Below are 25,349 nucleotides of genomic sequence, written 5' to 3'. Positions count from 1 at the left end.
TCGTTGCACGCGATTGCCATCATTGCAGGTAACAGCCATAAAATCGTTGCAATGGTCTTGAGTCTAATGCAACAACCCAACTCCATTCGTTGCAATGAATTGGGAGCGAACGCTATGCTGAAGACACCACGGACCACGAAGGAGACCGCGATGCCGGGAGGCAGGCTCACCCAGCAGGAACGTCAGCAGATCGCGCTGGGACTGGCCGACGGCCTCGCCTACGCGGAGATCGCCAGGCGCCTCGACCGTCCGACCTCGACGATCACGCGCGAGGTGATGCGCAACGGCGGCCCCACCGCCTACCGGGCCGACCTGGCCCATCGCGCCACCGAACATCGCGCCCACCGGCGCAGACAGACCACGCCCCGAGGGCCGGGAGAGGCGCCCCCGCAGCCCCACGGACGCGATGCCGAGGCCGTGCGCGAGTACGAGGAGACGTTCACCACCGTCCTCATGCAATCAGGCGCGCCCAAGATGATGTCCCGGGTCCTGGCCTGCCTCTACACGACCGACGCCGGCAGCCTCACCGCGTCCGAACTCGTCCAGCGCCTCCAGGTCAGCCCGGCGTCCATCTCCAAAGCGATCGCGTTCCTCGAGAGCCAGGGCCTGGTCCGCCGGGAACGCGACGAACAGCGCCGCGAGCGCTACTTCGCCGACGAGGACGTCTGGTACCAGTCGATGATGGCCAGCGCCCGCTCCACCGCCCAGCTCGTCGAGACCGCACGGCAGGGCGTCGGCGTTCTCGGCCCCGGCACCCCGGCCGCCGTCCGCCTCGAGAACATCGCCCGCTTTCTCGACTTCGTCACCGAGAGCATCACCCGCGCCGCGGAGCAGGCCCGCGAAGTCCTCCACACGAAGCCCGAAACGGCGTCGGACGACACTGCCGAGGCAAGTTCAGATCGCTGAAGACCTTCCAGAACCTGGCACCGGAGCCGCGCCGAACGCGCCCGGCGCCGCGCACACCGAAAACGATCCCCCTACGCTCGAAGAACCCGCGAGCCGAGAGGCGACGGAGGTCCCACATGCTTGCGTCCTGGTACGACGAACAAGGCCCCGCAACCGACGTGCTCCGGGTCGGCGAACTCCCCGACCCCCAGCCCGGCCCCGGCGAGGTCCGCGTCCGCGTCACCGTGTCAGGGGTGAACCCCGGCGACACCAAGAAGCGGGGCGGCTGGCTCGGCTCCTCGATGCCCTACCCGCGGGTGATCCCGCACAGCGATGCCGCCGGTGTCATCGACGCCGTCGGCGAAGGGGCCGACGCGCGCCGCGTCGGGCAGCGGGTGTGGGTCTACGGCGCCCAGTCCTACCGCCCCTTCGGCACCGCCGCCCAGTACACCGTCGTACCCGAGGACCTGGCCGTTCCCCTGCCCGACCACCTCAGCGACGAACTCGGCGCCGGCCTCGGCATCCCCGGAGTCACCGCCCACCGCACCGTGTTCGCCGACGGCCCGGTCGACGGAAAACTCGTACTCGTCCACGGCGTCCTCGGCGGTGTCGGCTCACTGGCCGCACAGCTCGCCCGCTGGGGCGGGGCGACGGTGATCGCCACGGTGCGGCACGGCAAGGACCTGGACCGCGTCGATCCCGCCGTCGTCTCCCACGCCCTCGCCCTCGACCAGGGCGACCCGGCGAAGGAGATCCGCGCTCACGCGCCCGACGGCGTCCACCGCGTCATCGAGGTGGCCCTGTCCGACAACGCCGACCTGGACACCGCGGTCCTCGCCCTCGACGGCGTCATCGCCGCCTACGCCACCCGCGCCGACCGCACCGAAATCCCCTTCTGGCCGCTGCTGTTCAACAACGTCACCCTGCGCCTGCTCGGCAGCGACGACTTCCCCGCCGACGCCAAACGCCAGGCCACCCGCGACCTCACCGCCGCGGCAGCGGTCGGCGCCCTCACCGTCGACGTCGGCGACCGCTACCCGCTGGAGGACATCGCCAAGGCCCACGCCCGCGTCGACGCGGGCGGCCGGGGCCGGGTGCTGGTCACCGTCCCCCACTGACGGTCCACCGTCACCGCGCTGCCGGACAGCTCGGCGTCAGGGCGTCTTCACCGTCTTCATCGTGAAGTGCGAGGTGACGTTCTTGATCCGCGGGATGGTCATCACGTGCCGGCTGAGGAACGTCTCGTAGGCGGGCAGGTCGGCGACCGCCACCCGCACGAAGTAGTCCGGGCTGCCGAAGAGCCTTCTCAGCTCGATGACCTCCTCGGCCTGCGCCAGGGTCTGCTCGAAGCGCTCGACCGTCTCCGCGTCCTGCGCTTCGAGGCTGAGGTCGACGAGCACCTCGAAGGAGCGGCCCACGGCGACGGGGTCGATGACGGCCCGGTAGCCGTGGATGACGCCGTCGGTCTCCAGGCGCTGTACGCGCCGCAGGCACGGCCCGGTCGTGAGCCCGACCCGCTGCGCCAGCTCGACGTTGGTCAGCCGCCCGTCCCGCTCCAACTCGGCAATGATTGCCAGATCGATCGCATCCACAGCAGAAGATTGCACCCAGGGCCACCCGGCGAGCAATCTTCGCAACCACATGTCGAGCGTTTTCCGGGACGATGGACAGATGCAGCAAGACGTTCTCACCGGCACAGCGGCGCCGGAACCCCCTCCGGCGGCCCCGTCCGCTCGGCGCCGCCAGATCGCCGAGGGAGTCCGCGACTCCTCCTCCGCCGGCCTCGGGATCTTCCCTCTGGGGATCGCCCTCGGCCTGCTGATCATCCAGGCCGGCCTGCCCTGGTGGCTGGCTCCCGCCCTGTCCCTGGCCGCGTTCGCAGGATCCCTGGAACTGCTGCTGGTGGGCATGATGGCCGCCGTCACGCCGCTGGCCGCGGTCGCGCTGACCGTCCTCGTGGTCAACTTCCGGCACGTCTTCTACGCCTTCTCCTTCCCCCTCCACCTGGTCAAGCACCCGGCCGCGAAGGCGTACGCCGTCTACGCGATGATCGACGAGGCATACGCCGTCAACGCCTCCCTGCCCGAGGCGGAACGCTCGGCGCCCCGGCTGCTGGCCATGCAGATCGCCTGCGAGGCCTACTGGGTCGGCGGCGGCCTGGTCGGGGTCGCGCTCGGCGCCGCGCTGCCCGCACCGGTCAAGGGCCTGGAGTTCGCCCTGTGCGCCCTGTTCACCGTGCTCACCCTGGATGCCTTCCGTTCCCGCAGCGAACTCCCGTCAGTGCTGCTCGCCGGTACCAGTGCCGTGGTCGCGCTCGTACTGACCCCGGGCCTCGCCATGCTCACCGCGCTGCTGCTCTTCGTCGCCCTGCTCCTGGCCCGCCACACGCTCACCGCCCGCCGACCCGCCGTCGCCCAGGAGGCCGCCGATGCCTAGCACCTCGTATCTCATAGCCGTCCTGGCGATCGTCTTCAGCATCACCCTCGCCCTGCGCGCCCTGCCGTTCGCGGTACTGCGCACGCTGCGCGGCTCGGCGATCGTGCGGCAGCTGTCGGTGTGGATGCCGGTCGGCATCCTCGCGATCCTCGCCATGACGGCCCTGCACGGCACGATCACCACCGACCCGCACGCGATGGGGTACGCGCTGCTCGCGGTCGCCGTCACCATCGGCATCCACCTGGCCTTCGGCCGCCGCACGATCCTGAGCGTGGGCATCGGCACCGGCGTGTACGTCGTCCTGCTCAACACCCTGTGACCAGCCCTGAGTTCAGCCCCAAGGAGAGACGTCCGTTGAACACCGGCACCCCGGCCCCCGACAGCTACTACGAGCGCACCGACGAGCACCGCTACAAGCCCACAGCCCACGCGGGCGGGGCCTGGGACACCGACGAACAGCACTTCAGCCCGCTCGGCGGCCTCGTCGTCCACGCCATCGACCGCCATCTGGCCGCGCGGCCGGACACCGGCCTGGTCCTGGCCCGGATCAGCTACGACATCCTCGGGCGTCTCGCCCTCGACGAGTGCGAGATCCGGGTGAACACCATCCGCCCCGGCCGCACCATCGAGCTGATCGAAGCCGTCGTACTCATCGCCGACCGCCCGGTGGTCCAGGCCCGCGCCTGGCTCCTCGCCACCGTCGACACCTCTGCCGTCGCCGGCGGCCCCGACGACCGGCTCACCCCTCCCGAGGACCTCGACTCCTGGCCGATGACCTCGCTGTGGCCCGGCGGTTACATCGCCTCTCTGGACGTCCGCCCGCTCGCACCACCCCGGCCGGGCCGTACGACCGCCTGGATCTCCACCCGCCACACCCTCGTCGCCGGCGAACCCAGCAGCCCGCTCGCGTCCTACCTCGCCCTCGTCGACACCGCCAACGGCATCGCCGTACGCCAGCCGCCCACCGCCTGGATGTACCCCAACGTCGACCTGACCATCCACCTGCACCGCCGGCCCGAAGGCCCCTGGACCGGCCTGGACACCACAGTCACGTTCGGCTCCACCGGCCAGGGCCTCACCAGCACGGTCCTGCACGACCTCGACGGCCCGGTCGGCCACGCCCAGCAGATCCTGACCGTCCGCCCCGTACCGAGCCACATCCCGCAGCGCACATGACGCGCACCGACAACCGGATTCCGACTTGAGCGGGAAACGACCAGGTTCAGGGTCCGCACGGCGCTCCTTCGCTTGAGCGAGATCCGGTGGTCCGGTGGTCCGGTGTCGGTCAGTGGCCGGTGGTGTACTCGACGCACAGCAGCACGTCGCGGATCCCGGTCAGGTCCGGGGCCCGGAACTTCTCCACGGTGAGGACGAAGCTCTGCCCGGGGGTCTTGCCGATCAGCGGGTTGAGCGGTGAGGGCGTCCCGCCGTCCAACGGCGGGCCGTTCGTCCGCGCCGCGTTCGCCACGAACCGCAGGTCGATCTCCTGGCCGGTCGTCTCCGCCCGCAACGTCGCTTCCAGTGGTTCGATGTCCTGCCCGCGGAGAATGAGCAGCAGGTTGGTGATCTTCGCCCCGCTGCCGGAGGGCAGTTGGAGCTCCTTCGCGTCGAACCGCATCGTCGCCGTACGCACCGTATCGGCGAGCTCCTCGAATCCCGCCGGGTCCAGCAGACTCGCGGACGCCAGGATCATTCCGCTCTTCGCCGGAACGGGAGCGGGCGGGACGAGCTTCGCGGAGAAACGCGCCCGCGCGTCCACGGTGATCAGAATGTCGGCCAGTCCCGACAGCCCTTGTGGATTCGCCACCGGAGGCAGCTCCAGTTCCCACTCGGTGTCGATGCCACTGCCTTCGAAAGCGAGCAGCGAATCGTCGGGAAGGCCGTAGATGCCCATGTCGTTCCTGAGCCGGAACTCGGAAATGGGCAGGGCGTCCGGCGGGCGGACCGAGGGGTGGGTGACCTGGGGGTCCGCGGTGGAGATGGCGGACACCCCCAGGTTGCGCAGAATGCCCCGAGGCTGCCCGCGCAGCGCCGCGTCGCTCACGGTGACGGTCACCGCACGGATCCGGTGCCCGAACGTGCCCGGGTAGGCGAGCCGTAGCGGTGTCTCCACGGTTCGGAAAGCACACCGGCCGGTCGCCTTCAACTCGCTGAAGCGCAAGGGGAAGTCACGGGCCAGCGAGAAGGTGTGCTTCACCGGAACGGTCAGATCGAGGCCGGCCAGCCGCGCCGCCTCCAACTGGGCGAGATCGAGCTGGAGTTGGTCCGCCCCGGTGACACCCACGGTGCCGGCCGGGAAGTAGTCGAGCTTCACCAGATTCAGTGCGCGGTCCTGCTCGTAGGCGAGCGCCCGCTCGGCCAACCAGGCGGTCCGGGAGCCCAGTTCGAGATAGCGGCGCAGAATCCGGCGCGAGACGGTCGCGCAGGACACCCAGAAGTCGACGTTGAGCGTCCGGTCGGTGTGGAACTCCAGCAGCGAGTTCGCGAGCGCGGCGTCCGCCTGCGCGATCTGACTCTGGAGACCGGCGATGACCTGCTCACGCTGCTTGCTGTCGAGCTGCGCCTGCGCCAGGGGCAGGGTCTGCTGCTGAAGCGCGGTGAGGGCCGCTCTACGGTCGTTGGCCTCGCTCGCCATGCCGTTCAGGGAGATCACCGACACTACGCCGAAGATCGCGAACCCCGTCAGGACCGAACCGGCCGCACCGGCGCCGAACATGCCGCTGCCGACCATCTCCTCACTCTTCACCGTGCTCACGACACCGGCCGCCGTCGCCGACTTGGTGTCGCCGGGAAGGTCCGTCACCATCCCCTTCACGTGGTCGATGAAATCGCCGACCTGACCGAGAAAGCTGTCGTGGTCCTCGATCTCCCGGCGTTTCGCCTCGATGAGGTCCTTCACCTGCTGGACCTGGCCGACCGCCGCCAGCGTGTTGTTCGCCGAGATCCGCACCTGCTCCGCCGCGATCCCGGTCTGCAGAAGCGCCTTCTGACGGAAGTTGAGCAGCGTCAACTCGTTCTGGATCAGGTCCTCGATCCGGCCCATGGCACGCAGGAGATCCGACTCGGCCGACTTGGCCAGCGCCGCCTGCTCCCGGGCCACGCCCGCGAGCGTCCGGTAGCGCAGCAACGGCACGACGTCCTCGCCGTAGCCGAAGTAGTTCAGCCCGGCCGCGATCTGGAGCAGGCACAGGCGCGCGTGCTGCACCTGCCCCGTGCGGGCCGGGTTCTCCTCCGCCCGCAGGAAACCGGACAAGGCCGTGCCCCACGAAGGCAGGGTCGGCGGCAGCTCACCGTGCAGGAACAGCACCGCCTTGTACAGCTCACGGGCGCGCGCGACGGTGCCGGGCTCATCGGTCCGGTACAGCTGGTCCGCCCATTCCAGCATGGCGTTGCCCCGGCGCAGCCGCGAGAACGTGATCTCCAGAGGGTGGGTCAGCTCGTCCGCCGAGGGAGAGCCGACCTTGGCCGTGTACGGGATGCTGCCGGACGTGAACAGGGTCGGGCTGTCGCTCGGCCCCGTCGGTCCCTGCCTGAAGTCGCTGAAGGGCCGGTCACCGCCGAAGAAGATGTCCGTGTAGACGCCCGTGGTCTCCAGACCGGCGAGACCGACCGGGACCAGCACGCGCGCCTCGATGAACGTGAGGTCGTCACCGTTCCCGGGGATGTTGTAGTGGTAGTGCCCCAGTGCCCCGACGTAGTCACCCGTGGCGACATCGATGTCGCCCCGCAGCGCCGGCATCGCGTAGCAGACGACGCGGGCGATCACCTCGGCCCGCTCCTTGCGGACATCCACATCCGGATGCCCGCTCTCTCCCGCCCAGAAATCGAAGACCTTGTTGTCGTCGTCGTTCACCACGTCGATCGCGGCGGGAGGGCCGAGGAAGCGGGTCGCCACTTCATGCTCCTGGAAGGCGGTCAGATCCTTCCAGTTGTCGACCGGCAGTTGCTTCCTCGCCTGAAGCGCGGCGTTCAGGGACTCCCCGTGGATCAGTCCGGCGAGATCGAACTCGGCCTCGGAGAGCCGGTCCCGGGCGAGCTGGAACTCCAGCCTGCCGAACGCCTTGCAGGCTTCCTGGAACCTCCACAGCATGCGGTAGTACTCCACGTTGTGCTGCCAGCTCAGGCGCCTCGCCGGAGGAAGACTCTGGGCCTGCGGCAGATTGAGCAGCCGCTGCGCACGATCCGGATCGACACCCGTTCCCAGCGGCACGCACGAGGTGACCTGGTACTGGTTCTCCGGAACGAACTCCGGATACTGGCGCACCCATTCCGCATACTGGAGATAGAAGGGCGCGATCCCCTGGAACAGCGGCTCGAATACCGAGTTCGGGTCGGTGCCCTGGAAATCGTCGGCGAAGAATCCGCGGATCGCCGCGATGTTCTCCGCGACTTCGCTGGAAAGGGCGCTGTCCGGACGCGTGAAGTCGAGCCGGTAGCGCAGCCCGAGTTCGGTGCCGCTCAGTCCGGAGAGGGCGATCAGCCGGTCGAGATAGGCGCGCGCGGACTGGCCGGGCGGACGGGGCGGGATGGTGGCGGGGTCGATCCCGAGGCCGTGCCCAGGGCCCGTGGGCGCCACCAGAGCCCGGAGCAGGACCGGGATCAGGATCTCGTTCGCCGGCCGCCGGTCGAGCGAGACGGTGTGGAAGTCCTGGTGGAAGCGGCCGGCCAACTTCTGGTCGTAGTCCGCCTGTCCGGACACCCAGAGATCGCGCAGGTAATCCCGGTATCCGATCAGGTGCTGCGGGTCGGGATCGGGGTCGGGGCCCAGTGCCGGGGTCGCCTGGTTCGCGACCGCGACCGCGACCCTGTACCTGTCCTGCACCGCCAGGACGGCCGCGCCCGGGGTTCCGGCACCGACCAGGGCGGGCGACGCGGGCCAGTCCACCTCGGACAAGGAGGCGAAGACGTCCAGTTTGGAACGGAGTTCGGAGAGCGCGCTGTCCACGGCGCGGAGGACATCGTTGTCGGCATCGTTGTCGGAACCGCTGCCTGCATTGCTGTTTGCATTGCTCTCAGCAACGGCTGCTTCGGAACGCACCTGCGCCGCGTACTCCTGGAAGGCCCGCTCCTCGCGCAGCACTGCCATGGACGGCGGGGCAAGGGCGCTCAACTGGCCGTCCGGGTCGCAGAATGCGACTTCCAGCGCCCTGAGCAGCGCCTGCCGCGAGGTCGGCGACACATCGGAGAAGACCGCGTCCGGACCGTCGTCCTCAAGCGCTCGCGCAAGCCGGTCGAACCTGCACAGGCCGGCCTGGCGCATACGGGTGCCGACGATCTGCCATGTGTCCATTGGAATTTCGGCGGGGGTTCCTGCGGGGATTGCTGCGGGGCTTCCGGTGGAGATTCCCGGTGTGTCGTTCTCGGCGTTCTCGTACGGCATGACTGGATACTCCTTCTGTGGAGGGCATCCGAGCCTCGCCGGATTCAACTCCGGCGTCTCGTAGCGCAGTTAACGCTATCCCCGGACCTCAGACGCAGCCAGCACATTAACTCGTACGAGTGCATGTTTGAATTTTGCACATATTTGACGTCACGCCGGCTCCGACGGGCAGGCTGCGCGCTCACCCCGTTCGACGAACGGAAGGACGATCAGCGAATGCCTCGTGTGGTCCTCGCTGTTGTGCGCGACTGTCCCGGCCAACGCCATGATCACGACATCACCCTGACCGTGGCCACGCATACCTGCCTGACCGTCCCGCGCACCCGAGAGCTGGACGCGGGCAGCAGTCCCGTATGGCCCGTACCCTTCGTGGTGTCTACGGCGTCACATAGCGGGCGCCAAACCACTGGAGGCAACACCACGTGCTGATTGCTCAGCGTCCCTCGTTGACCGAAGAGGTCGTCGACGAATTCCGCTCCCGGTTCGTGATCGAGCCGCTGGAGCCGGGCTTCGGCTACACCCTCGGCAACTCCCTGCGTCGTACGCTCCTCTCCTCGATCCCGGGTGCGGCTGTCACCAGCATCCGGATCGACGGCGTTCTGCACGAGTTCACCACCGTGCCGGGCGTCAAGGAGGACGTCACCGACCTGATCCTCAACATCAAGCAGCTGGTCGTCTCCTCGGAACAGGACGAGCCGGTCGTGATGTACCTGCGCAAGCAGGGCCCGGGTCTGGTCACCGCCGCCGACATCGCGCCCCCGGCCGGTGTCGAGGTGCACAACCCCGACCTCGTCCTCGCCACGCTCAACGGCAAGGGCAAGCTGGAGATGGAGCTGACCGTCGAGCGCGGTCGCGGTTACGTCTCCGCCGTTCAGAACAAGCAGGTCGGTCAGGAGATCGGGCGCATCCCGGTCGACTCGATCTACTCGCCGGTCCTGAAGGTCACCTACAAGGTCGAGGCGACCCGTGTCGAGCAGCGCACCGACTTCGACAAGCTGATCGTCGACGTCGAGACCAAGCAGGCCATGCGTCCCCGTGACGCCATGGCCTCCGCCGGTAAGACGCTGGTCGAGCTGTTCGGTCTGGCCCGTGAGCTCAACATCGACGCCGAGGGCATCGACATGGGCCCGTCCCCGATCGACGCCGCCCTTGCCGCCGATCTGGTCATGCCGATCGAGGAGCTCGACCTCACCGTCCGTTCGTACAACTGCCTCAAGCGCGAGGGCGTCCACTCCGTGGGTGAGCTCGTCGCCCGCTCCGAAGCCGACCTCCTCGACATTCGCAACTTCGGTGCGAAGTCCATCGACGAGGTCAAGGCCAAGCTCGCCGGCATGGGTCTGGGCCTCAAGGACAGCCCGCCCGGATTCGACCCGGCCGCCGCCGCCCTCGGTGTGGACAACGACGCAGACGCGGGCTTCGTGGAGACCGAGCAATACTGAACGCTGCGCTGCGCCGGTCATAGAGACACCGGAGGAGGCCGCCGACTTGCTGCGCAGCCTGAAGGCGATTCAGGCCGAACGGCTGTGGGTCAACCCCGACTGCGCTCTGAAGACCCGCGGCTGGCCCGAGACCCGGCAGTCGCTGGTGAACCTGGTCGCCGCCGCCCGCACCGTCCGCGAAGAAGTCCCCGTGTCCTGACACCGGAACCAGTCGCCCGGGGAGGGTGGCTCCAGCTTCCCTCCCCGGCTCCCAACGCCGGGGAGGGAACGTTGAAACACTGGAGCCCGCACGGCCCCAGCTCCTACTGACTCGGCAAGGTTTCGGTAAAGCCCTCAGCCCACATCACGCACACCACCCGAACCTGCGCAGGTCAGGCGCCCTTTGCCGCAGGCTCCAGGATCGCGACACACTCAACATGGTGCGTCATCGGGAAAAGATCGAACGCCCGCAGCGTCCGCACCTTGTACCCCCCATCCCGGAAGTAGCCCAGATCCCGCGCCAGCGCCGCCGGATCGCAGGCGACGTACGCGATCCGTCGCGCGCTCAGGGACGTCAGGTGCTCGACGGTCTTCTTGCCGGCGCCGGCGCGGGGCGGGTCGAGGACGATGAGGTCGACCTCGGTGATGCCGGTGCGCGGGAGGACGGCCTCGACCTTGCCCTGTTCGATGCGGACGCGGTCGAAGGCGGCGAGGTTGTGCCGGGCGTCCTCGACCGCGCGCTTGCCGGACTCGATGCCGAGGACCGCGCCCTTGTCGCCGAGGCGGTCGGCGAGGGCGCCGGCGAAGAGGCCGACGCCGCAGTACAGGTCGAGCGCCATGTCGCCCTTGCGCGGCAGCAGGCCCTGCATGACGGCCTTGACGAGGGTGTCGGCGGCCATCGGGTGGACCTGCCAGAAGCCGCCGCTGCCGACGCGGTACGTACGGCCGTCGGCCCGCTCGCGTACGAAGGCGCGGCCGTGGACGCGGTGGATGCCGCCGTCGTGCTCGTCGACGCGCATCACGGAGACGGGCTTGTCGAGTTCGACGAGGGGCAGGCGGGCGCCCGGCTTGGGCTCCAGGATCACCATGCGGTCCTGGGATCCCGTGGCGGCGATCGCGTCGACGGAGGCCATGCCGGACCAGTCGCGCTGTTCGATGCCCAGCTCGGTGACGCCCGGCGCGGCGATCATGCAGTGCTCGATCGGCTCGACCTCGTGCGAGCGGTGGCGGCGCAGTCCGGCGTTGCCGTCGGCGTCGACGGCGTACTGGACGCGTGTGCGCCAGGCCGGGACCTCGCCCGCGGGCAGCTTGTCGCCCTCGGCGGGCATCACCGTGCCGTCCCAGCCGGCCTCCTCGGGCGTGAGTCCCGCGAGCCGCTGGAGCTGCTCGGCGATGACCTCGCCCTTGAGGCGGCGCTGCGCGCCCGGCTTGGCGTGCTGCCAGTCGCAGCCACCGCAGCGGCCGGGGCCCGCGTACGGGCAGGGGGCCTCGACGCGGTCCTTCGACGCGTCCAGGATCCGTACGGCGTCCGCGCGCAGGAAGCGCGCGCCCTCCTCGCCCTCCGTCACGCGCGCGACGACGCGCTCGCCGGGCAGGGTGTGCCGGACGAAGAGGACCTGACCCTCGGTCGTACGGGCGATGCAGTGGCCGCCGTGTGCGACGGGGCCGATCTCGACCTCGTACTCCTCCCCCACCAGCGATTTCTTCGGTTCTGCCTGCATGGCGGGGTGACTCCAGTTGAGAAGGGGGTGAGCAAAAGGGGCGAGCGAAGGGGAAACGGCCGGACAACAGCCCACCAGTCTACGTGGACGTTGCCCGGCCGCTCACCACATGGCCGTCAGCTCTTCGAGTTCGAGGACTCCTTCGGGCGCTCTTCCGCGGGCCCCCGGCGCACCGCTCCCGGCGCGTTCCAGTCCTGCCGCTTGCGGGCCCGCAGCTTCGCGGCCTCGGAGGACTCCAGCTGGTAGGGCACGGAGGTCACCATGACGCCCGGGGTGAACAGCAGCCGGCCCTTGAGGCGCAGGGCGCTCTGGTTGTGCAGCAGGTGCTCGTACCAGTGGCCGACCACATACTCGGGGATGATCACGGAGACCGCGTCGCGCGGGGATTCCTTGCGCAGGCCCTTCACGTACTCGATGATCGGCCGCGTGATCTCGCGGTACGGCGAGTCGAGGACCTTCAGCGGTACGTCGATGCCGCGCCGCTCCCACTCCTCGCGCAGGGCCTTGGTCTCGGCCGGGTCGACGTTGACGCTGAGCGCTTCGAGGGTGTCCGAGCGCAGCAGCTTGGCGTAGGCGAGGGCGCGCAGCGTCGGGCGGTGGATCTTGGAGATCAGGACGACGGAGTGCACGCGGGAGGGGCGGACACTGTCGTCGCTCGGCCCCTCAGGGGCGGCGATCTCCTCGGCGACCCGGTCGTAGTGCTTACGGATCGCGCTCATCGTCGCGTAGAAGATCACCATGCCGAGCAGCGCGACCCAGGCTCCGTGCGTGAACTTCGTGACGAGTACGACGACCAGCACCAGGCCCGTGAAGAAGGCGCCGAAGGCGTTGATCGCCCGGGAGCGGACCATGTGGCGCCGCTTGGCCTGGTCCGTCTCGGTGGCCAGGTGGCGGTTCCAGTGGCGGACCATGCCGGTCTGGCTGAGCGTGAAGGAGACGAACACGCCGACGATGTAGAGCTGGATCAGCCGGGTCGAGTCGGCGCCGTAGATGATGACCAGCATGGTCGCCGCGCCCGCCAGCAGCACGATGCCGTTGGAGAAGGCGAGGCGGTCGCCGCGGGTGTGCAGCTGGCGCGGGAGGTAGCGGTCCTGGGCGAGGATCGAGCCGAGCAGCGGGAAGCCGTTGTACGCGGTGTTGGCGGCCAGGAACAGGACCAGCGCGGTGGCGGCGGCCAGCACGATGAACAGGAAGCTGCCCTTGCCGAACACGGCCTCGGCGACCTGGGAGATCACCGGGTTCTGGACGTAGTCGGAGCCGACCGCGAGACCGTTGTGGATCAGGTCGGTGGCCGGGTTCTCGGCCATCCGGACGTTGGTCGCCATGGCCAGGGCGATGATGCCGCAGAACATCGTGACGGCGAGCAGGCCCATCGCGGCGAGCGTGCTCGCGGCGTTCTTCGACTTCGGCTTGCGGAAGGCGGGGACACCGTTGGAGATCGCCTCGACGCCGGTGAGGGCGGCACAGCCGGAGGAGAAGGCGCGCAGGAGCAGGAAGACGAGGGCGAAGCCCGCGAGGCCCTGGTGCTCGGCCTTGATGTGGTAGTCGGCGGTCGGCGCCTTCATGGTGTCGTTCAGGACGAGGCCGCGGAAGGCACCCCACGCGATCATGATGAAGACGCCCGCCACGAAGACGTACGTCGGAATCGCGAAGAGCTTTCCGGACTCCTTGACTCCGCGCAGGTTCATCAGCGTGAGCAGCACGATGACGGCGACCGCGCAGGCCACCTTGTGCTCGACCACGAAGGGGACCGCGGAGCCGAGGTTCTCGATGCCGGAGGCGATGGAGACGGCGACCGTGAGGACGTAGTCGACGAGCAGGGCGCTGGCGACCGTGAGTCCGGCCCGGGGACCGAGGTTGGTGTTGGCCACCTCGTAGTCCCCGCCGCCGCTCGGGTAGGCGTGCACGTTCTGCCGGTAGGAGGCGACCACCGTGAACATCAGCACGACGACCGCGACCGCGATCCAGGGGCTGAAGTGGTAGGCCGACACGCCCGCGATGGACAGGACCAGCAGGACCTCGCCGGGCGCGTACGCCACGGAGGACAGCGGGTCGGAAGCGAAGACAGGGAGTGCGATGCGCTTCGGCAGGAGCGTTTCTCCGAGCCGGTCGCTGCGCAGTGCGCGCCCGATCAGGATCCGTTTGGGCACGTCGGTCAGTTTGGACACGCAGAGGATCGTAAGCGTTCGAACGTGGGGTCGCCCACCTACCTCGCCACATCTGCCCTCCGAGTGAAATCGGGGACGGCTGCGGCTGCGGATTCCGCACCCCCGGAGATCCGCATGCCTATATGACGAAAGCCCTAGTCTGACCGGTTATGGAGGTTCCATGCATGGCACCGCGGAGCTGATCGGCGCCCTGGCCGGACTCGTCGGCCTCGGATTCCTGACCCTCGCGAGCGTTCGCAGCATCACACGTCGCTGATCGTGCACAGGGGTGCCCCCGATGGACCGCGCGTGTGTAGCTTGGGCGGCGGTCTGAGACCCTGTTTAGCCTGAGCCGTAACCATTCACATTCGGAAGGACGGTCGTGCACATCGTCATCATGGGCTGCGGAAGAGTGGGTTCCGCTCTTGCCCAGACCCTGGAGCAACAGGGGCACACGGTCGCCGTGATCGACCAGGACCCCACCGCCTTCCGACGACTGGGCTCCGGGTTCGGCGGCCGTCGTGTCACCGGAGTCGGCTTCGACCAGGACACCCTGCGCGAGGCGGGCATCGAGGAGGCCGGGGCGTTCGCCGCGGTCTCCAGCGGTGACAACTCGAACATCATCGCCGCCCGCGTGGCCCGCGAGATGTTCGGCATCGAGAACGTCGCGGCACGCATCTACGACCCCCGCCGCGCCGAGGTCTACCAGCGCCTCGGCATCCCGACCGTCGCCACCGTCCGCTGGACGGCCGACCAGATGCTGCGCCGGCTGCTGCCCTCGGGCGCCGAGCCGCTGTGGCGCGACCCCACCGGCGGTGTACAGCTCGCCGAGGTGCACACCTCCGCCGGCTGGGTCGGCCACAAGATCAGCCGGCTCCAGGACGAGACGGGCGTGCGCGTGGCCTTCCTCACCCGGCTGGGCGAGGCGATCCTGCCGTCGTCCCAGACGGTGCTGCAGGAGGGCGACCTGGTGCACGTGATGATGCGCACCGACGAGGTGGACAAGGTCGAGGCGTCCTTCGCCAAGGGCCCTGAAGAGGAGGCCGGTCACTGATGAGGGTCGCCATTGCCGGTGCCGGTGCCGTGGGCCGCTCGATCGCGGGCGAGCTCCTGGAGAACGGCCACGAGGTTCTGCTGATCGACAAGGCGCCGACCGCCATCTCGGTCGAGCGCGTCCCGCAGGCGGAGTGGCTGCTCGCCGACGCCTGCGAGATCACTTCCCTGGACGAGGCCGCGCTGCAGCGCTGCAACGTGGCCATCGCGGCCACGGGCGACGACAAGGTCAACCTCGTCGTCTCCCTGCTCGCGAAGACCGAGTACGGGGTCCCGCGGGTCGTCGCCCGCGTCAACAACCCCAAGAACGAGTGGCTGTTCAACGAGGCCTGGGGCGTCGACGTCGCCGTCTCCACCCCGCGACTGATGTCGGCCCTGGTCGAGGAGGCCGTCAGCGTCGGCGACCTCGTCCGGCTGCTGCGCTTCAGCCACGGCGACGCCAACCTCGTCGAGCTGACCCTGCCGCCGGAGTCCGCCCTGGCCGGTACGACGGTCGGCGACGTCGAGTGGCCCGAGGACACCTCCCTGGTGACCATCATCCGTGGCACCCGCGTCCTCACCCCCTCCCGGGAGGACTCCCTGGAGGCGGGCGACGAACTCCTCTTCGTGGCCGCCCAGGCCCGCGAGGAGCAGCTGGAGGACCTGCTGTCGGTGCGCCGCGAGGACGCCACCGGTTAGTCGCTTCCGGTACGACGATGGGGGCGCCCGGAGATCTCCGGGCGCCCCCATCGTCGTACACACGCTTTCCGTGACGCCTCCCGGCGCCGTACAGCCGCAGGCTGTTACGCCTCGCGGCGGTGCCGGGCCGGCGCGCTCTCGCCGCGCTCCTGGGCGAGAGCGGCCTTGCGTTCCTTCTCGGCCTTCTCCTCGGCCTCCATCTCCGCGAACACGTCGATCGGAGCGGGTGCCTTGGCCAGGAAGACCCAGGTGAGCCAGACGGCGAGGAGGAAGGGCGGGATCTTGAGGGCGATCAGGATCCAGCCGAACTTGGTGGTGTCGGCCCACCAGTAGAGCGGGAAGAGCACCGCGCACTTGGCGAGCAGGATCAGGCCCCAGGCCCAACTCGCCTTCGCGTACGCCTTCTTGCGGCCGGGGTTGCGGGTGCGCCAGGAGAGGTTCTCCTTGAAGACCGGGCCGAGGATCAGGCCGATCAGCGGGACACCCACGAGGGTCGTGACGATGTAGGCGACGGCCAGGCCGAGCGTGTAGAGCATGCCCGGCAGGTAGAAGTCCTTCGCGTTGCCCGTCATCATCGCGAAGACCACACCGAACGCGACGCCGAAGACGCCGCTGAAGGCGTGCTTGACGGTGTCGCGCTTCACGAGGCGGACCACGACGAGCAGCAGGGACATCGCGAGGGCGGCGATCGCCGACCAGTGCAGGTCCTTGTTGATCGTGAAGATGGTGACGAAGAGGAGGCCGGGCACCACCGTCTCGACCATGCCCCGCACGCCGCCGAACGCCTCGAAGAGAGCGGCCTCGGTCGCCGCCCTCGAATCGTGCGGGGCGTCTTGGGCGTCTTCGGTCGGCTTGTCGAGTGACGTCACCGGCTACTCCCGTCCGAGCGGTCTGAGTTCGTACTTCGGGTTGAACAGCACCCTACGGCCCCGGCTCATCGAGATGCGGCCCGACGCGATCAGCTTGCGCCCCGGCTCGATCCCGACGATGGAGCGCCGGCCGAGCCAGACCACGTCCAGGGCGGCCGAGCCGTCGAACAGCTCGGCCTCCAGGGCCGGGACACCGGCCCGTGGCCGCAGAGTGACCGTGCGCAAGGTACCAGTAACCGTGACGATCTGTCGGTCGTGGCAGTCGCAGATGCGCGTGCAGCCCGCGGTCTCGGCGTCCTCGCGCAGCTCCTCGGACTCCAGGTCCGTCTGGGACGAGGAGAGCCGGTCTATCATGCGCCGGAACCGGCCCGCCGGCTTTTCGGAACGAGGAACAGCACTCATACCGAAAGCGTACCGGGGCGCACTGACGACGGATGAACGAGAGCGCTCACCTGTGGTCTTTCGCGCACTGATTCCCGAATGCCCGGTGTCGGATTCCCGTATGTCCGGTGTCGGATTGCCGCGTACCTGGTGTCGGATTCCCGTGTGCCCGGCGTCTCGGGCAGAAATCTCCGGGCTACCTCTCGAACCGGTATCCCATCCCCGGCTCCGTCATGAAGTGCCGCGGATGCGACGGGTCCGCCTCCAGCTTGCGGCGCAGCTGTGCCATGTAGACCCGGAGGTAGTTGGTCTCCGTGCCGTACGACGGCCCCCACACCTCCTGGAGCAGCTGTTTCTGGCTGACCAGGCGGCCCGTGTTGCGCACCAGGACCTCCAGGAGGTGCCACTCCGTGGGGGTGAGGCGTACGTCCCTCCCGTCGCGGTTGACCTTCTTCGCCGCCAGGTCGACGGTGAAGTCCTCGGTCTCGACGATCACGTCGTCCTCGTCGCCTCCGGTGGGCTCCGCGCGGCGGACGGCGGCGCGCAGCCGGGCCAGCAGCTCGTCCATGCCGAAGGGTTTGGTGACGTAGTCGTCGGCGCCCGCGTCGAGCGCCTCGACCTTCTCGTCGGAGGAGTGCCGGGCGGACAGCACCAGGATCGGCACCCGGGTCCAGCCGCGCAGCCCCTTGATCACCTCGACGCCGTCCATGTCGGGCAGGCCCAGGTCGAGCACGACGACGTCGGGGTGCCGGGCGGCGGCGAGCTGGAGCGCGGTGGCTCCGTCGGGGGCCGCGTCGACCTCGTACTTGCGTGCCTTCAGGTTGATCACGAGGGCTCGGGTGATCTGCGGCTCGTCGTCGACCACGAGGACCCGGGTCATGAGACCTGCCTTTCCGCTGTTGCTGTTGCCGTGGCGAGGCCGGGAAGGCGCTCCACCGCCCGGACCGTGAGCACCATGGTGAGTCCGCCGCCGGGGGTGTCCTCGGCGTTCAGTGTGCCGCCCATCGACTCGGCGAAGCCGCGGGCGACCGCGAGGCCGAGGCCCACTCCGGCGCCGCGCGGGGCGTCGCCGTAGCGCTGGAAGGGCGCGAAGATGCGGTCCTTGGCCTCGTCCGGGACGCCCGGGCCGCGGTCCACCACCCGCACCTCGACGCGGTCGGCGATGGCGCTCGCGGAGACCAGGACCAGTTCGTCGAGGGGGCTGTACTTGACGGCGTTCTCGACGAGGTTGGCGACCGCGCGCTCCAGCAGCCCCGCGTCGACCGCGACCATCGGCAGGCTCTCCGGGATCTCCAGCTCCACGCTGTCCTCGGGAACGCCGCCGAGCGCCATCGGGACCACCTCGTCGAGGTCGATCTCCCGGATCAGCGGGGTGACCGTGCCGGTCTGGAGGCGGGACATGTCCAGCAGGTTGCCCACCAGGTGGTCGAGGCGGTCGGCGCCGTTCTCGATGCCTTCGAGGAGCTCCGCCTGGTCCTCCTCGGACCAGGCGACGTCGTCGGAGCGCAGCGAGGACACGGAGGCCTTGATCCCGGCCAGCGGGGTGCGCAGGTCGTGGCTGACGGCGGCCAGCAGCGCGGTGCGGATGCGGTTGCCCTCGGCCAGTTCCTTGGCCTGGTCGGCCTCGTGCTGGAGGCGCTGGCGGTCCAGGACCACGGCGGCCTGCGCGGCGAAGGCGGCGAGCACCCGGCGGTCCGAGGCCGGCAGCACCCGGCCGGACAGGGCGAGCGCCATGTGGTCGCCGACCGGCATGTCCACGTCGGCGTCCTCGGGGCGCTTCGAGGGCCCCGGCCCCACACTGCCCGCGCAGGTCCACGGGTCGACGTCGCTCGTCCGCTCCAGCAGCGCGACGGACTCCATCCCGAAGGTCTCCCGGACCCGTTCCAGCAGGGCCTCCAGGCTGGTCTCGCCGCGCAGCACGCTGCCCGCCAGGAAGGAGAGGATCTCCGACTCGGCCCGCAGATGCGCCGCCTGGTGGGTGCGGCGGGCCGCCACGTCCACCACGGACGCCACGGACACGGCGACACCCACGAAGATCGCGATGGCGACGATGTTCTTGGGGTCGGCGATCGTCAGCCGGTGCAGGGGCGGCGTGTAGTAGTAGTTCAGCAGCAGCGAGCCGAAGGCCGCCGAGGCCAGCGCCGGGAAGAGGCCGCCGAGCAGGGCCGCCGCCACCGTCACCGTCAGGAACAGCAGCATGTCGTTGGCGAGGCCGAGGTCGACGGTGTTCAGCAGCAGCGCGAGGATCACCGGGCCGCCCACACCGACCAGCCAGCCCCAGATGCTCCGGGAGCGGCCGAGCCGTGCCCCGCGCGCGACCGGCAGCCCGCGCCCCTTGGCGACCTCGTCATGGGTGACGATGTGGACGTCCAGGTCGGGGCCCGACTCCCGGGCGACCGTGGCGCCGACGCCCGGCCCGAAGACGTACTGCCAGGTCTTGCGGCGCGAGGAGCCGAGCACGATCTGGGTGGCGTTGACGCCGCGCGCGAAGTCCAGGAGGGAGGCCGGTATGTCGTCCCCGACGACATGGTGGAACGTTCCGCCCAGGTCCTCGACCAGCGTGCGCTGGACGGCGAGCTCCTTGGGCGAGGCCGAGGTGAGCCCGTCGCTGCGGGCGATGTAGACGGCCATCACCTCGCCGCCCGCGCCCTTCTCCGCGAGCCGCGCGGCGCGCCGGATCAGCGTGCGCCCCTCCGGCCCGCCCGTCAGCCCCACCACGATCCGCTCCCGCGACCCCCAGATCTTCGAGACCCGGTGCTCACTGCGGTACTCGGTGAGGTACTCGTCGACCCGGTCGGCGACCCAGAGCAGCGCCAGTTCGCGCAGCGCGGTGAGGTTGCCGGGCCGGAAGTAGTTGGACAGGGCCGCGTCGACCTTGTCGGACTTGTAGATGTTGCCGTGCGCCATCCGCCGCCGCAGCGCCTGCGGCGACATGTCGACCAGCTCGATCTGGTCCGCCCGGCGCACCACCTCGTCCGGCACGGTCTCCCGCTGCCGTACGCCCGTTATCGACTCGACGACATCGCCCAGCGACTCCAGATGCTGGATGTTGACCGTCGACACGACGTCGATGCCGGCCGACAGCAGCTCCTCCACGTCCTGCCAGCGCTTGTCGTTGCGCGAGCCGGGGACATTGGTGTGCGCGAGTTCGTCCACCAGGGCGACGGCAGGGGCGCGCTCCAGTACGGCGTCCGCGTCCATCTCGGTGAACACGGACCCCCGGTACTCCAGCTCCTTGCGCGGCACCTGCTCAAGGCCGTGCAGCATCACCTCGGTACGCGCCCGGTTGTGATGCTCCACGAACGCGACCACACAGTCGGTCCCCCGCTCGACACGGCGGTGCGCCTCGGAGAGCATCGCGTACGTCTTGCCGACGCCCGGTGCCGCACCGAGGTAGATCCGAAGCTTGCCGCGTCCCATGGCCCCTATTGTCTTCCTGTCACCGCTGTGTACGCAGCGTCGACCTTACGGCCAATAATCTCGACAAATGGGGCCAGGGGGTCGGCCGGCGCCGTCTTTGACACAACCCTGATGCGCCTCCCTGACGCGCCTGCCTGATGCGCCTGCCGGTGGCGTCAGGCGGAGGCTTCCCTGGGCCGCGGGGGAAGGGCTGAGCCGGTGCGCTGCGTCGCGCGGAGGTCCGGCACCGGGCCCGCGTCGTCCGGGACCAGGGCCTGGAGGTGGGGCTCGGCCGTGACGAGCCAGGCCAGCAGCTGCCGGAGCCGGAGGCGTCGGGGGGCCGTGGTGGCCGGGTCGGTGATGAGTTCGGCCAGCCAGGTCACGGCTGTCCCGGTCTCCCCGGCGGACTGCAGGTCCGACATCAGATGCGGCTCACCGCTCCGGGGAGGCGAAGGGAACCCCAGCACATGCCGCCAGAGCGTCAGCGCGGCGTCACGTTCGCCGAGGGCAGCGAGCTCTCGGGCCAGGATCCGCCGCTGGTCCCAGTACAGCCGACGGTGTGTCATGGCCGTCTCCAACACCCACGGCACCACGGGGTGGCCCTCGTAGCTGAGCAGCAGCCGCAGCCCGCGCAGGACATCGGACACCGCTGCCGTGGGGAGATCGACGAGCTCCCGGGCGAGTTGCCCGACGACGGCGTCCGTCGCCCGGTCCTCGAAGCGCGGCAGCGCGTCCAGAACTCCGTTCAGCCAGTTGGCGTTCGCGCTCAGCATCGGGTGGGCAAACCAGATCTCCTTCAGCCGGACGACCGCGTCGGCTCCGCCCGTTTTGAGCAGCACACGTGCGGCTTCCGCACAGTTTTCCCGGCGCACGTTGGGCGTGCTCAGTGCGAGCTCCGCCATTTCCCCGGCCTGGTCCAGCGCCCCTGCCTCGAAGAGGGCCTGCGCGGCGGGCGGGCGGTCGTACGAGGAGAGAAGATGGCCCCGGTCGAGACGCTGCATGATCTGATCGGCTCCGCCGACGCCGACCGCGGCCAGCCAGGTCGCGACGGCGTTCCCGGTCCCGTATACGCCCCACCGCTCCTCGCCGAAGACTCCGCGCGCCCAGTCGGCCGTGCCGTCGTCATGGGCCAGCGGGACGAGCGCGCGCAGCAGAGCGGCCGGGTGCCAGTAGTAGTGGCCCAGGTCGGCACTGCTGCGCTCCAACGCCGCGGTGATCTCCTCACTCGCCTCGGGCCCACGGGCCTTGACCCACATTTCCGCCGCCCACCGCAGGGCAGCCAGATGAGTCGAATCCGCACCGAGCACCCTGTGTGCGATGCGCGCGGCGGCAACCTCGGCACCGAACTTGTCGAGGACCTTGCCCACGACCCATTGCCGCGCATGGTCGGTATCGGGGAGGGCAAGTACCAACCGCTCCGACTCCGTCACCGCGCGATCCGGGGCCTGGGTCAGCCAGGCCTCGACGGCGCGCTCCACGTCGTTCGTAAACGCCGTCGGGTCCTGGAGTACGCGCCGCGCAAGTTCCTCCGTCTCCTGCACCTGGCCCAGGCAGGCGAGGGCCTCCGCGGCGTGTGACATCTCCACTGAGTTGACGTCGGGCGCCTCAAGAATCTGCCACGCCCGCCTGCGCACGGCCTCCCGGGCGTCCTCCCCGAGGGTGCAGGCAATCCGGGCAGCCCTGCCAAGGAGGCCAAAGACACTGCCGAGTACGAGGCCCAGCAGTTCCTGGGTGACGTCAGCCATCCCGGCCTTGCCGTACGCCTCAACCGCGTAGAGCCGGATGCTCGCATCGAGGAACTCGCAGCGCGCCATGTGCTCCAGCCGCTCCAGCACCCCGGGCTGTCCGCCCAGCGCCCCCAGGACCTGCGCCGCCCGCTCCCGGTACTCATTGTCGACGGCGCACCGCGCCACCACCTCCAGGCGGTCGAACGTCTCCTCCCGGTCCGCCTCGCCGAACCTGACGCCCTCGGCCACGAGGAGCCCGGCCAGCAGGGGCCGTTCGTGACCGCCGACGGCGCCGGTGCGCAGCTGTTCGGCGAGCCGGCCGCCGTCGCAGTCGTCGCGTTCGCCCCAGAGGCAGAACACGAACATGGCCAGCGTGCGTTCGTCGTCCTTGAAGGCGCGCAGGATCCAGTCCTCCGCCTCCGGGAAGGAGGGAGATATCCGCTGCGCGTACGACTGGGCGGCGAAGTACTCGGCGAACGAGTGGTGCAGGAACCGGTAGTCGTCCTCGTCCCTGACGAGCAGGCCGGTGCCCTGGAGGAATTCCCGTACGTCGGCCTCCCAGCCCGTCACGGCCCAGTCTTCCGGCAGGTTGGTCCGCACCCACTCCAGGCCCGCCTCCAGGAGCGACGACTCCCCCTCCAGGCGGCACCTCCCCAGCACCCCGAGGACGTCCCGCTTGCGCTGATTGAGCCACAGGTGCAGCTCACGCCGCCCGGGGTCGTCGCGGTACCGCCGCATCAGCCCCTGCCGTACGGCGCCTTCGCTGCCCGCGCCCCGGGTCAGCAGATGCTCGAAGAACCGCTGGTAGAGGCTGAGCCTGCTGGTCGGCAGCGGATGTGTCGGAGCCGCCGTCGCCGTGACGGCCGCGATGGTGGCGAGCAGCGGATTGCGGACCAGGTCGCGCAGCCGGCCGTCGTCGGTCTCGCCCAGGAAGCGGTCCGCGGCGGTCCGCGCCTGTTCCTTCTCCTGGTACTGCGCCGCGAACCACTTGGCCGCGAAGTCCCGCAGCTCCTCCGTACCGAAGGGCTCCATGCGGTATTCGCCGATCAACGCCCCCCTCAGCGGCGCCAGTTCGGGATCGGACAGCGGGCGGCTGGTGATGAGGAAGCGGTAGTCGCTGTCGGTGCGCGCGTGCTGCGCGATCATCCGGACGACCTCGGCGCGCGACTCACGGTCCGCGATCTCGTCGAGCCCGTCCACCAGGACCATCCAGCGCGCCCCGTGCACGCGCCCCAGGAACAGCCGTGCGTCGGGGTCGGCGACCAGACTGTGGCCGAGCGTGCGGCGTAAGGCCTGGCACAGCACCGTGCTCCATGAACCGGGCTGGTCGACGAGCGTCCTGGCCGCGACCCTGACCGGAATCACCGGTTCGGTCACGGGTGCCTCCAGGCTGGTGTCCTCGCGCAGCCAGATCCGCGAGAGGGTCCACGCCAGATGGCTCGACAGCGTCGACTTCCCGGCGCCGGGCTCTCCGGTGATCAGGAGGTGTTCGTGGCGGGCCAGGGCCTCCGGGACCGGAAGCTGGGCGTCGATGGTCTGCGTCTCGTCCCGCGCGGCGGAGTCCCCCTGCGTCACCGAACCGCCGTCGAGCTGGGTGGAGTTACGGGCAGCGCCCTCCGTGGAGTGCCACTGGGTCCGCATGCTCTGGCGTACGTAGACCGCCGACAGCGGCGGCTCGGCCACACCCAGCATGTCGTACGGCAGCCGCTCCACCGCCTTCGCCTGCGCTTCGAGGAGGTTGCGGACCGCCGGATTCGGCAGCGGCAGCTCCGTCCACTCCGTCAGCCGGGGCGCGGCCGCCTCCCGGCTCTCGGCGCCGGCCCGGTCCAGGGCCTCCTTGGCCTTGATCCACAGCGGGGTGATGTCGTCGGGCTCGCGCTCCAACGCGACGGCGAGCGACCGCAGGACCGGCAGCTTCAGCAGCCTGGTGGCACTGCAGGCGCCGTAGACGACGTTCTTGTGGGCGATCTCCGCGCGGACCACCGCGTTGAGGCTCTCGTAGCCCGCGTCGGCGATCGCTTCGCGGAACCACTCGGCGAGTGCTTCGAGCTCCGGGTACCGCTCCGTGTCGCCCTTCGGCGGACGCCCCCCAGCCATACGTCTCCCTGCACCCCGGCAGCACTTCGGTTTCCCGCGGTTTCCCCAGCGTAGTGGGAAACCCTTGCCTGCTCGGAGAGTTGGGGCAAGCCCGTCGCCGCCCGACACCGAGGAGCACCGCATGACCGCGATCGACCCCTTCGCCTCCCTCACCGCCGCCCTCCTCGCCACGGCACCAGGAGTGCTGGCACTGGCCCGCTCATGGATCCGGCACCGGACCGTGGTGCGGACGGAGGAGGAGAACACGCGCCGCACCCTGATCGCCGTGGAGGGCTCGGATCCGCACCAGCGCGCCGCGGTGGTGCGGGCCAGTGCCGATCTCCACTCGACCGCGTCGACCGCGTCGGCCGCGGAGAAGCCCCCGGGGAGCGGACAGTGATACGCCGGACAGCCCGCCCCAAGGCTCACGTTCAGGGACGCGCACCTCGGGCCGCACCGTCTCAGTGCTCGACGATCTCCCCGTCGCTCAGCTCCAGCACCCGGTCGGCCAGATCCAGCAGGGTCGCGTCGTGGGTGGCGACCAGCGCCGTCACCTGTTCGCTGTGGACGACCGCGCGCAGCAGCTCCATCACGGCGATGCCCGTCTCGGCGTCGAGCTGGCCCGTGGGCTCGTCGGCGATGAGGAGGGAGGGGTTGTTGGCGAGGGCGCGGGCGATGGCCACCCGCTGTTGCTGGCCGCCGGAGAGTTCGCCGGGGCGCTGGGCCGCGTGGTCGGCGAGGCCGACGAGGGAGAGGAGCAGGTCGACGCGTTCCTCGCGCTCGCGCGGATCGGCCCGGCGCAGCCGCAGCGGAACGCCGACGTTCTCGGCGGCGGTGAGGATGGGGATGAGCCCGAAGGACTGGAAGACGAAGCCGATACGGTCGCGGCGCAGTCCCAGGATGCCGTTCTCGTCGAGCGTGGAGAGATCCAGCCCGTCGACGACGATCCTGCCCTCGTCCGGCTCGTCGAGCCCTCCGACGAGGTTGAGAAGCGTGGTCTTGCCGGATCCGGAGCGGCCCTTGAGGGCGACGAGTTCACCGCGCGGTACGTCGAAGGAGACACCGCGCAACGCGTGCACGGCGGCGGCTCCGGTGCCGTACGACCGATGGATGTTCTCGACGCGCACCATGGCGTCCGTGACGACCTGGCTCATGTCCCCTCCCCCGTGGACCGGGCGC

The 25,349-nt window shown here is 69.8% G+C and carries 19 protein-coding genes and 1 pseudogene; 10 read left to right on the top strand and 10 right to left on the bottom strand.

All coding sequences use genetic code 11. The annotated features are described in order from the left end of the window. Positions 1 to 150: 150 nt before the first annotated feature. Positions 151 to 906: a helix-turn-helix domain-containing protein gene (locus OG975_RS35420; protein ID WP_406333394.1), complete on the top strand. Its 756-nt coding sequence runs from the start codon at positions 151 to 153 to the stop codon at positions 904 to 906. 116 nt (positions 907 to 1,022) lie between these two features. Beyond that, positions 1,023 to 2,003, top strand: coding sequence for an NADPH:quinone reductase (locus tag OG975_RS35415; RefSeq protein ID WP_406333393.1), 981 nt, complete (start codon positions 1,023 to 1,025; stop codon positions 2,001 to 2,003). 36 nt (positions 2,004 to 2,039) lie between these two features. Here OG975_RS35415 and OG975_RS35410 read toward each other — a convergent pair whose 3' ends face one another. Then, complete coding sequence (locus OG975_RS35410; RefSeq protein ID WP_406333392.1) at positions 2,040 to 2,477, bottom strand: Lrp/AsnC family transcriptional regulator; 438 nt, start codon at positions 2,475 to 2,477, stop codon at positions 2,040 to 2,042. Positions 2,478 to 2,556: 79 nt separating this feature from the next. Here OG975_RS35410 and OG975_RS35405 point away from each other — a divergent pair, with 79 nt between their 5' ends. The 3 genes from OG975_RS35405 to OG975_RS35395 are packed head-to-tail and all read left to right on the top strand — an operon-like array spanning position 2,557 to position 4,497. Beyond that, positions 2,557 to 3,321, top strand: a complete 765-nt coding sequence (locus OG975_RS35405; protein ID WP_406333390.1) for an AzlC family ABC transporter permease — start codon at positions 2,557 to 2,559, stop codon at positions 3,319 to 3,321. Further along, a complete protein-coding gene (locus OG975_RS35400; RefSeq protein WP_406333388.1) occupies positions 3,314 to 3,640 on the top strand; it encodes a branched-chain amino acid transporter permease in 327 nt (108 codons plus the stop codon). The genes OG975_RS35405 and OG975_RS35400 overlap by 8 nt, the downstream gene beginning before the upstream one ends. Positions 3,641 to 3,675: 35 nt before the next feature. Beyond that, positions 3,676 to 4,497, top strand: a complete 822-nt coding sequence (locus OG975_RS35395; RefSeq protein WP_406333387.1) for a thioesterase family protein — start codon at positions 3,676 to 3,678, stop codon at positions 4,495 to 4,497. Between the two features lie 109 nt (positions 4,498 to 4,606). Here the strand turns inward: OG975_RS35395 and OG975_RS35390 are convergent, their stop codons facing one another. After that, positions 4,607 to 8,701, bottom strand: a complete 4,095-nt coding sequence (locus tag OG975_RS35390; RefSeq protein ID WP_406333385.1) for a hypothetical protein — start codon at positions 8,699 to 8,701, stop codon at positions 4,607 to 4,609. Between the two features lie 422 nt (positions 8,702 to 9,123). Here OG975_RS35390 and OG975_RS35385 point away from each other — a divergent pair, with 422 nt between their 5' ends. Together OG975_RS35385 and OG975_RS35380 are read left to right on the top strand one after the other, a co-directional pair. Then, positions 9,124 to 10,140 carry a DNA-directed RNA polymerase subunit alpha gene (locus OG975_RS35385; protein WP_406333384.1) on the top strand — a complete coding sequence of 339 codons (1,017 nt, stop codon included), beginning with the start codon at positions 9,124 to 9,126 and terminating at the stop codon, positions 10,138 to 10,140. 19 nt (positions 10,141 to 10,159) lie between these two features. Continuing rightward, positions 10,160 to 10,339, top strand: a pseudogene (locus OG975_RS35380) (hypothetical protein); the annotation flags it as partial. Between the two features lie 172 nt (positions 10,340 to 10,511). Here the strand turns inward: OG975_RS35380 and OG975_RS35375 are convergent. Both OG975_RS35375 and OG975_RS35370 read right to left on the bottom strand, forming a co-directional pair. Further along, positions 10,512 to 11,840: a class I SAM-dependent RNA methyltransferase gene (locus tag OG975_RS35375; protein ID WP_406333383.1), complete on the bottom strand. Its 1,329-nt coding sequence runs from the start codon at positions 11,838 to 11,840 to the stop codon at positions 10,512 to 10,514. Positions 11,841 to 11,956: 116 nt separating this feature from the next. Beyond that, positions 11,957 to 14,008 carry an APC family permease gene (locus OG975_RS35370; RefSeq protein ID WP_406333382.1) on the bottom strand — a complete coding sequence of 684 codons (2,052 nt, stop codon included), beginning with the start codon at positions 14,006 to 14,008 and terminating at the stop codon, positions 11,957 to 11,959. Positions 14,009 to 14,369: 361 nt separating this feature from the next. Here OG975_RS35370 and OG975_RS35365 point away from each other — a divergent pair, with 361 nt between their 5' ends. After that, positions 14,370 to 15,041, top strand: coding sequence for a TrkA family potassium uptake protein (locus tag OG975_RS35365; RefSeq protein WP_330307798.1), 672 nt, complete (start codon positions 14,370 to 14,372; stop codon positions 15,039 to 15,041). Then, positions 15,041 to 15,718: a TrkA family potassium uptake protein gene (locus OG975_RS35360; protein ID WP_327432277.1), complete on the top strand. Its 678-nt coding sequence runs from the start codon at positions 15,041 to 15,043 to the stop codon at positions 15,716 to 15,718. The genes OG975_RS35365 and OG975_RS35360 overlap by 1 nt, the downstream gene beginning before the upstream one ends. Before the next feature lie 104 nt (positions 15,719 to 15,822). Here OG975_RS35360 and OG975_RS35355 read toward each other — a convergent pair whose 3' ends face one another. From OG975_RS35355 to OG975_RS35335, 5 genes are all read right to left on the bottom strand, one after another. Next, complete coding sequence (locus OG975_RS35355; protein ID WP_406333380.1) at positions 15,823 to 16,587, bottom strand: DUF3159 domain-containing protein; 765 nt, start codon at positions 16,585 to 16,587, stop codon at positions 15,823 to 15,825. 3 nt (positions 16,588 to 16,590) lie between these two features. Beyond that, on the bottom strand, positions 16,591 to 16,989 hold the full coding sequence (locus OG975_RS35350; protein ID WP_406333378.1) for an OB-fold nucleic acid binding domain-containing protein: 399 nt from the start codon (positions 16,987 to 16,989) through the stop codon (positions 16,591 to 16,593). Between the two features lie 175 nt (positions 16,990 to 17,164). Then, positions 17,165 to 17,848, bottom strand: a complete 684-nt coding sequence (locus OG975_RS35345; RefSeq protein WP_327432274.1) for a response regulator — start codon at positions 17,846 to 17,848, stop codon at positions 17,165 to 17,167. Next, entirely contained in the window at positions 17,845 to 20,388 is a 2,544-nt protein-coding gene (locus OG975_RS35340) for an ATP-binding protein (protein ID WP_406333376.1), read from the bottom strand. Before OG975_RS35340 ends, OG975_RS35345 begins: the two co-directional genes overlap by 4 nt. Positions 20,389 to 20,543: 155 nt before the next feature. Further along, positions 20,544 to 24,191, bottom strand: a complete 3,648-nt coding sequence (locus tag OG975_RS35335) for an NACHT domain-containing protein (RefSeq protein WP_406333374.1) — start codon at positions 24,189 to 24,191, stop codon at positions 20,544 to 20,546. A 121-nt stretch (positions 24,192 to 24,312) separates the two neighbouring features. On the opposite strand from OG975_RS35335, the gene OG975_RS35330 reads away from it, so the two are divergent. Further along, positions 24,313 to 24,570, top strand: coding sequence for a hypothetical protein (locus OG975_RS35330; protein ID WP_406333373.1), 258 nt, complete (start codon positions 24,313 to 24,315; stop codon positions 24,568 to 24,570). Positions 24,571 to 24,631: 61 nt separating this feature from the next. Here OG975_RS35330 and OG975_RS35325 read toward each other — a convergent pair whose 3' ends face one another. Further along, a complete protein-coding gene (locus tag OG975_RS35325; RefSeq protein ID WP_406333372.1) occupies positions 24,632 to 25,324 on the bottom strand; it encodes an ABC transporter ATP-binding protein in 693 nt (230 codons plus the stop codon). Between the last annotated feature and the right edge of the window lie 25 nt (positions 25,325 to 25,349).

The sequence above is a fragment of the Streptomyces sp. NBC_00203 genome (assembly GCF_045206325.1).
GTDB lineage: Bacteria > Actinomycetota > Actinomycetes > Streptomycetales > Streptomycetaceae > Streptomyces > Streptomyces lutosisoli.
Note: the sequence above shows the minus strand (reverse complement) of the source record. Positions and strands in the feature narration are given on the sequence as shown.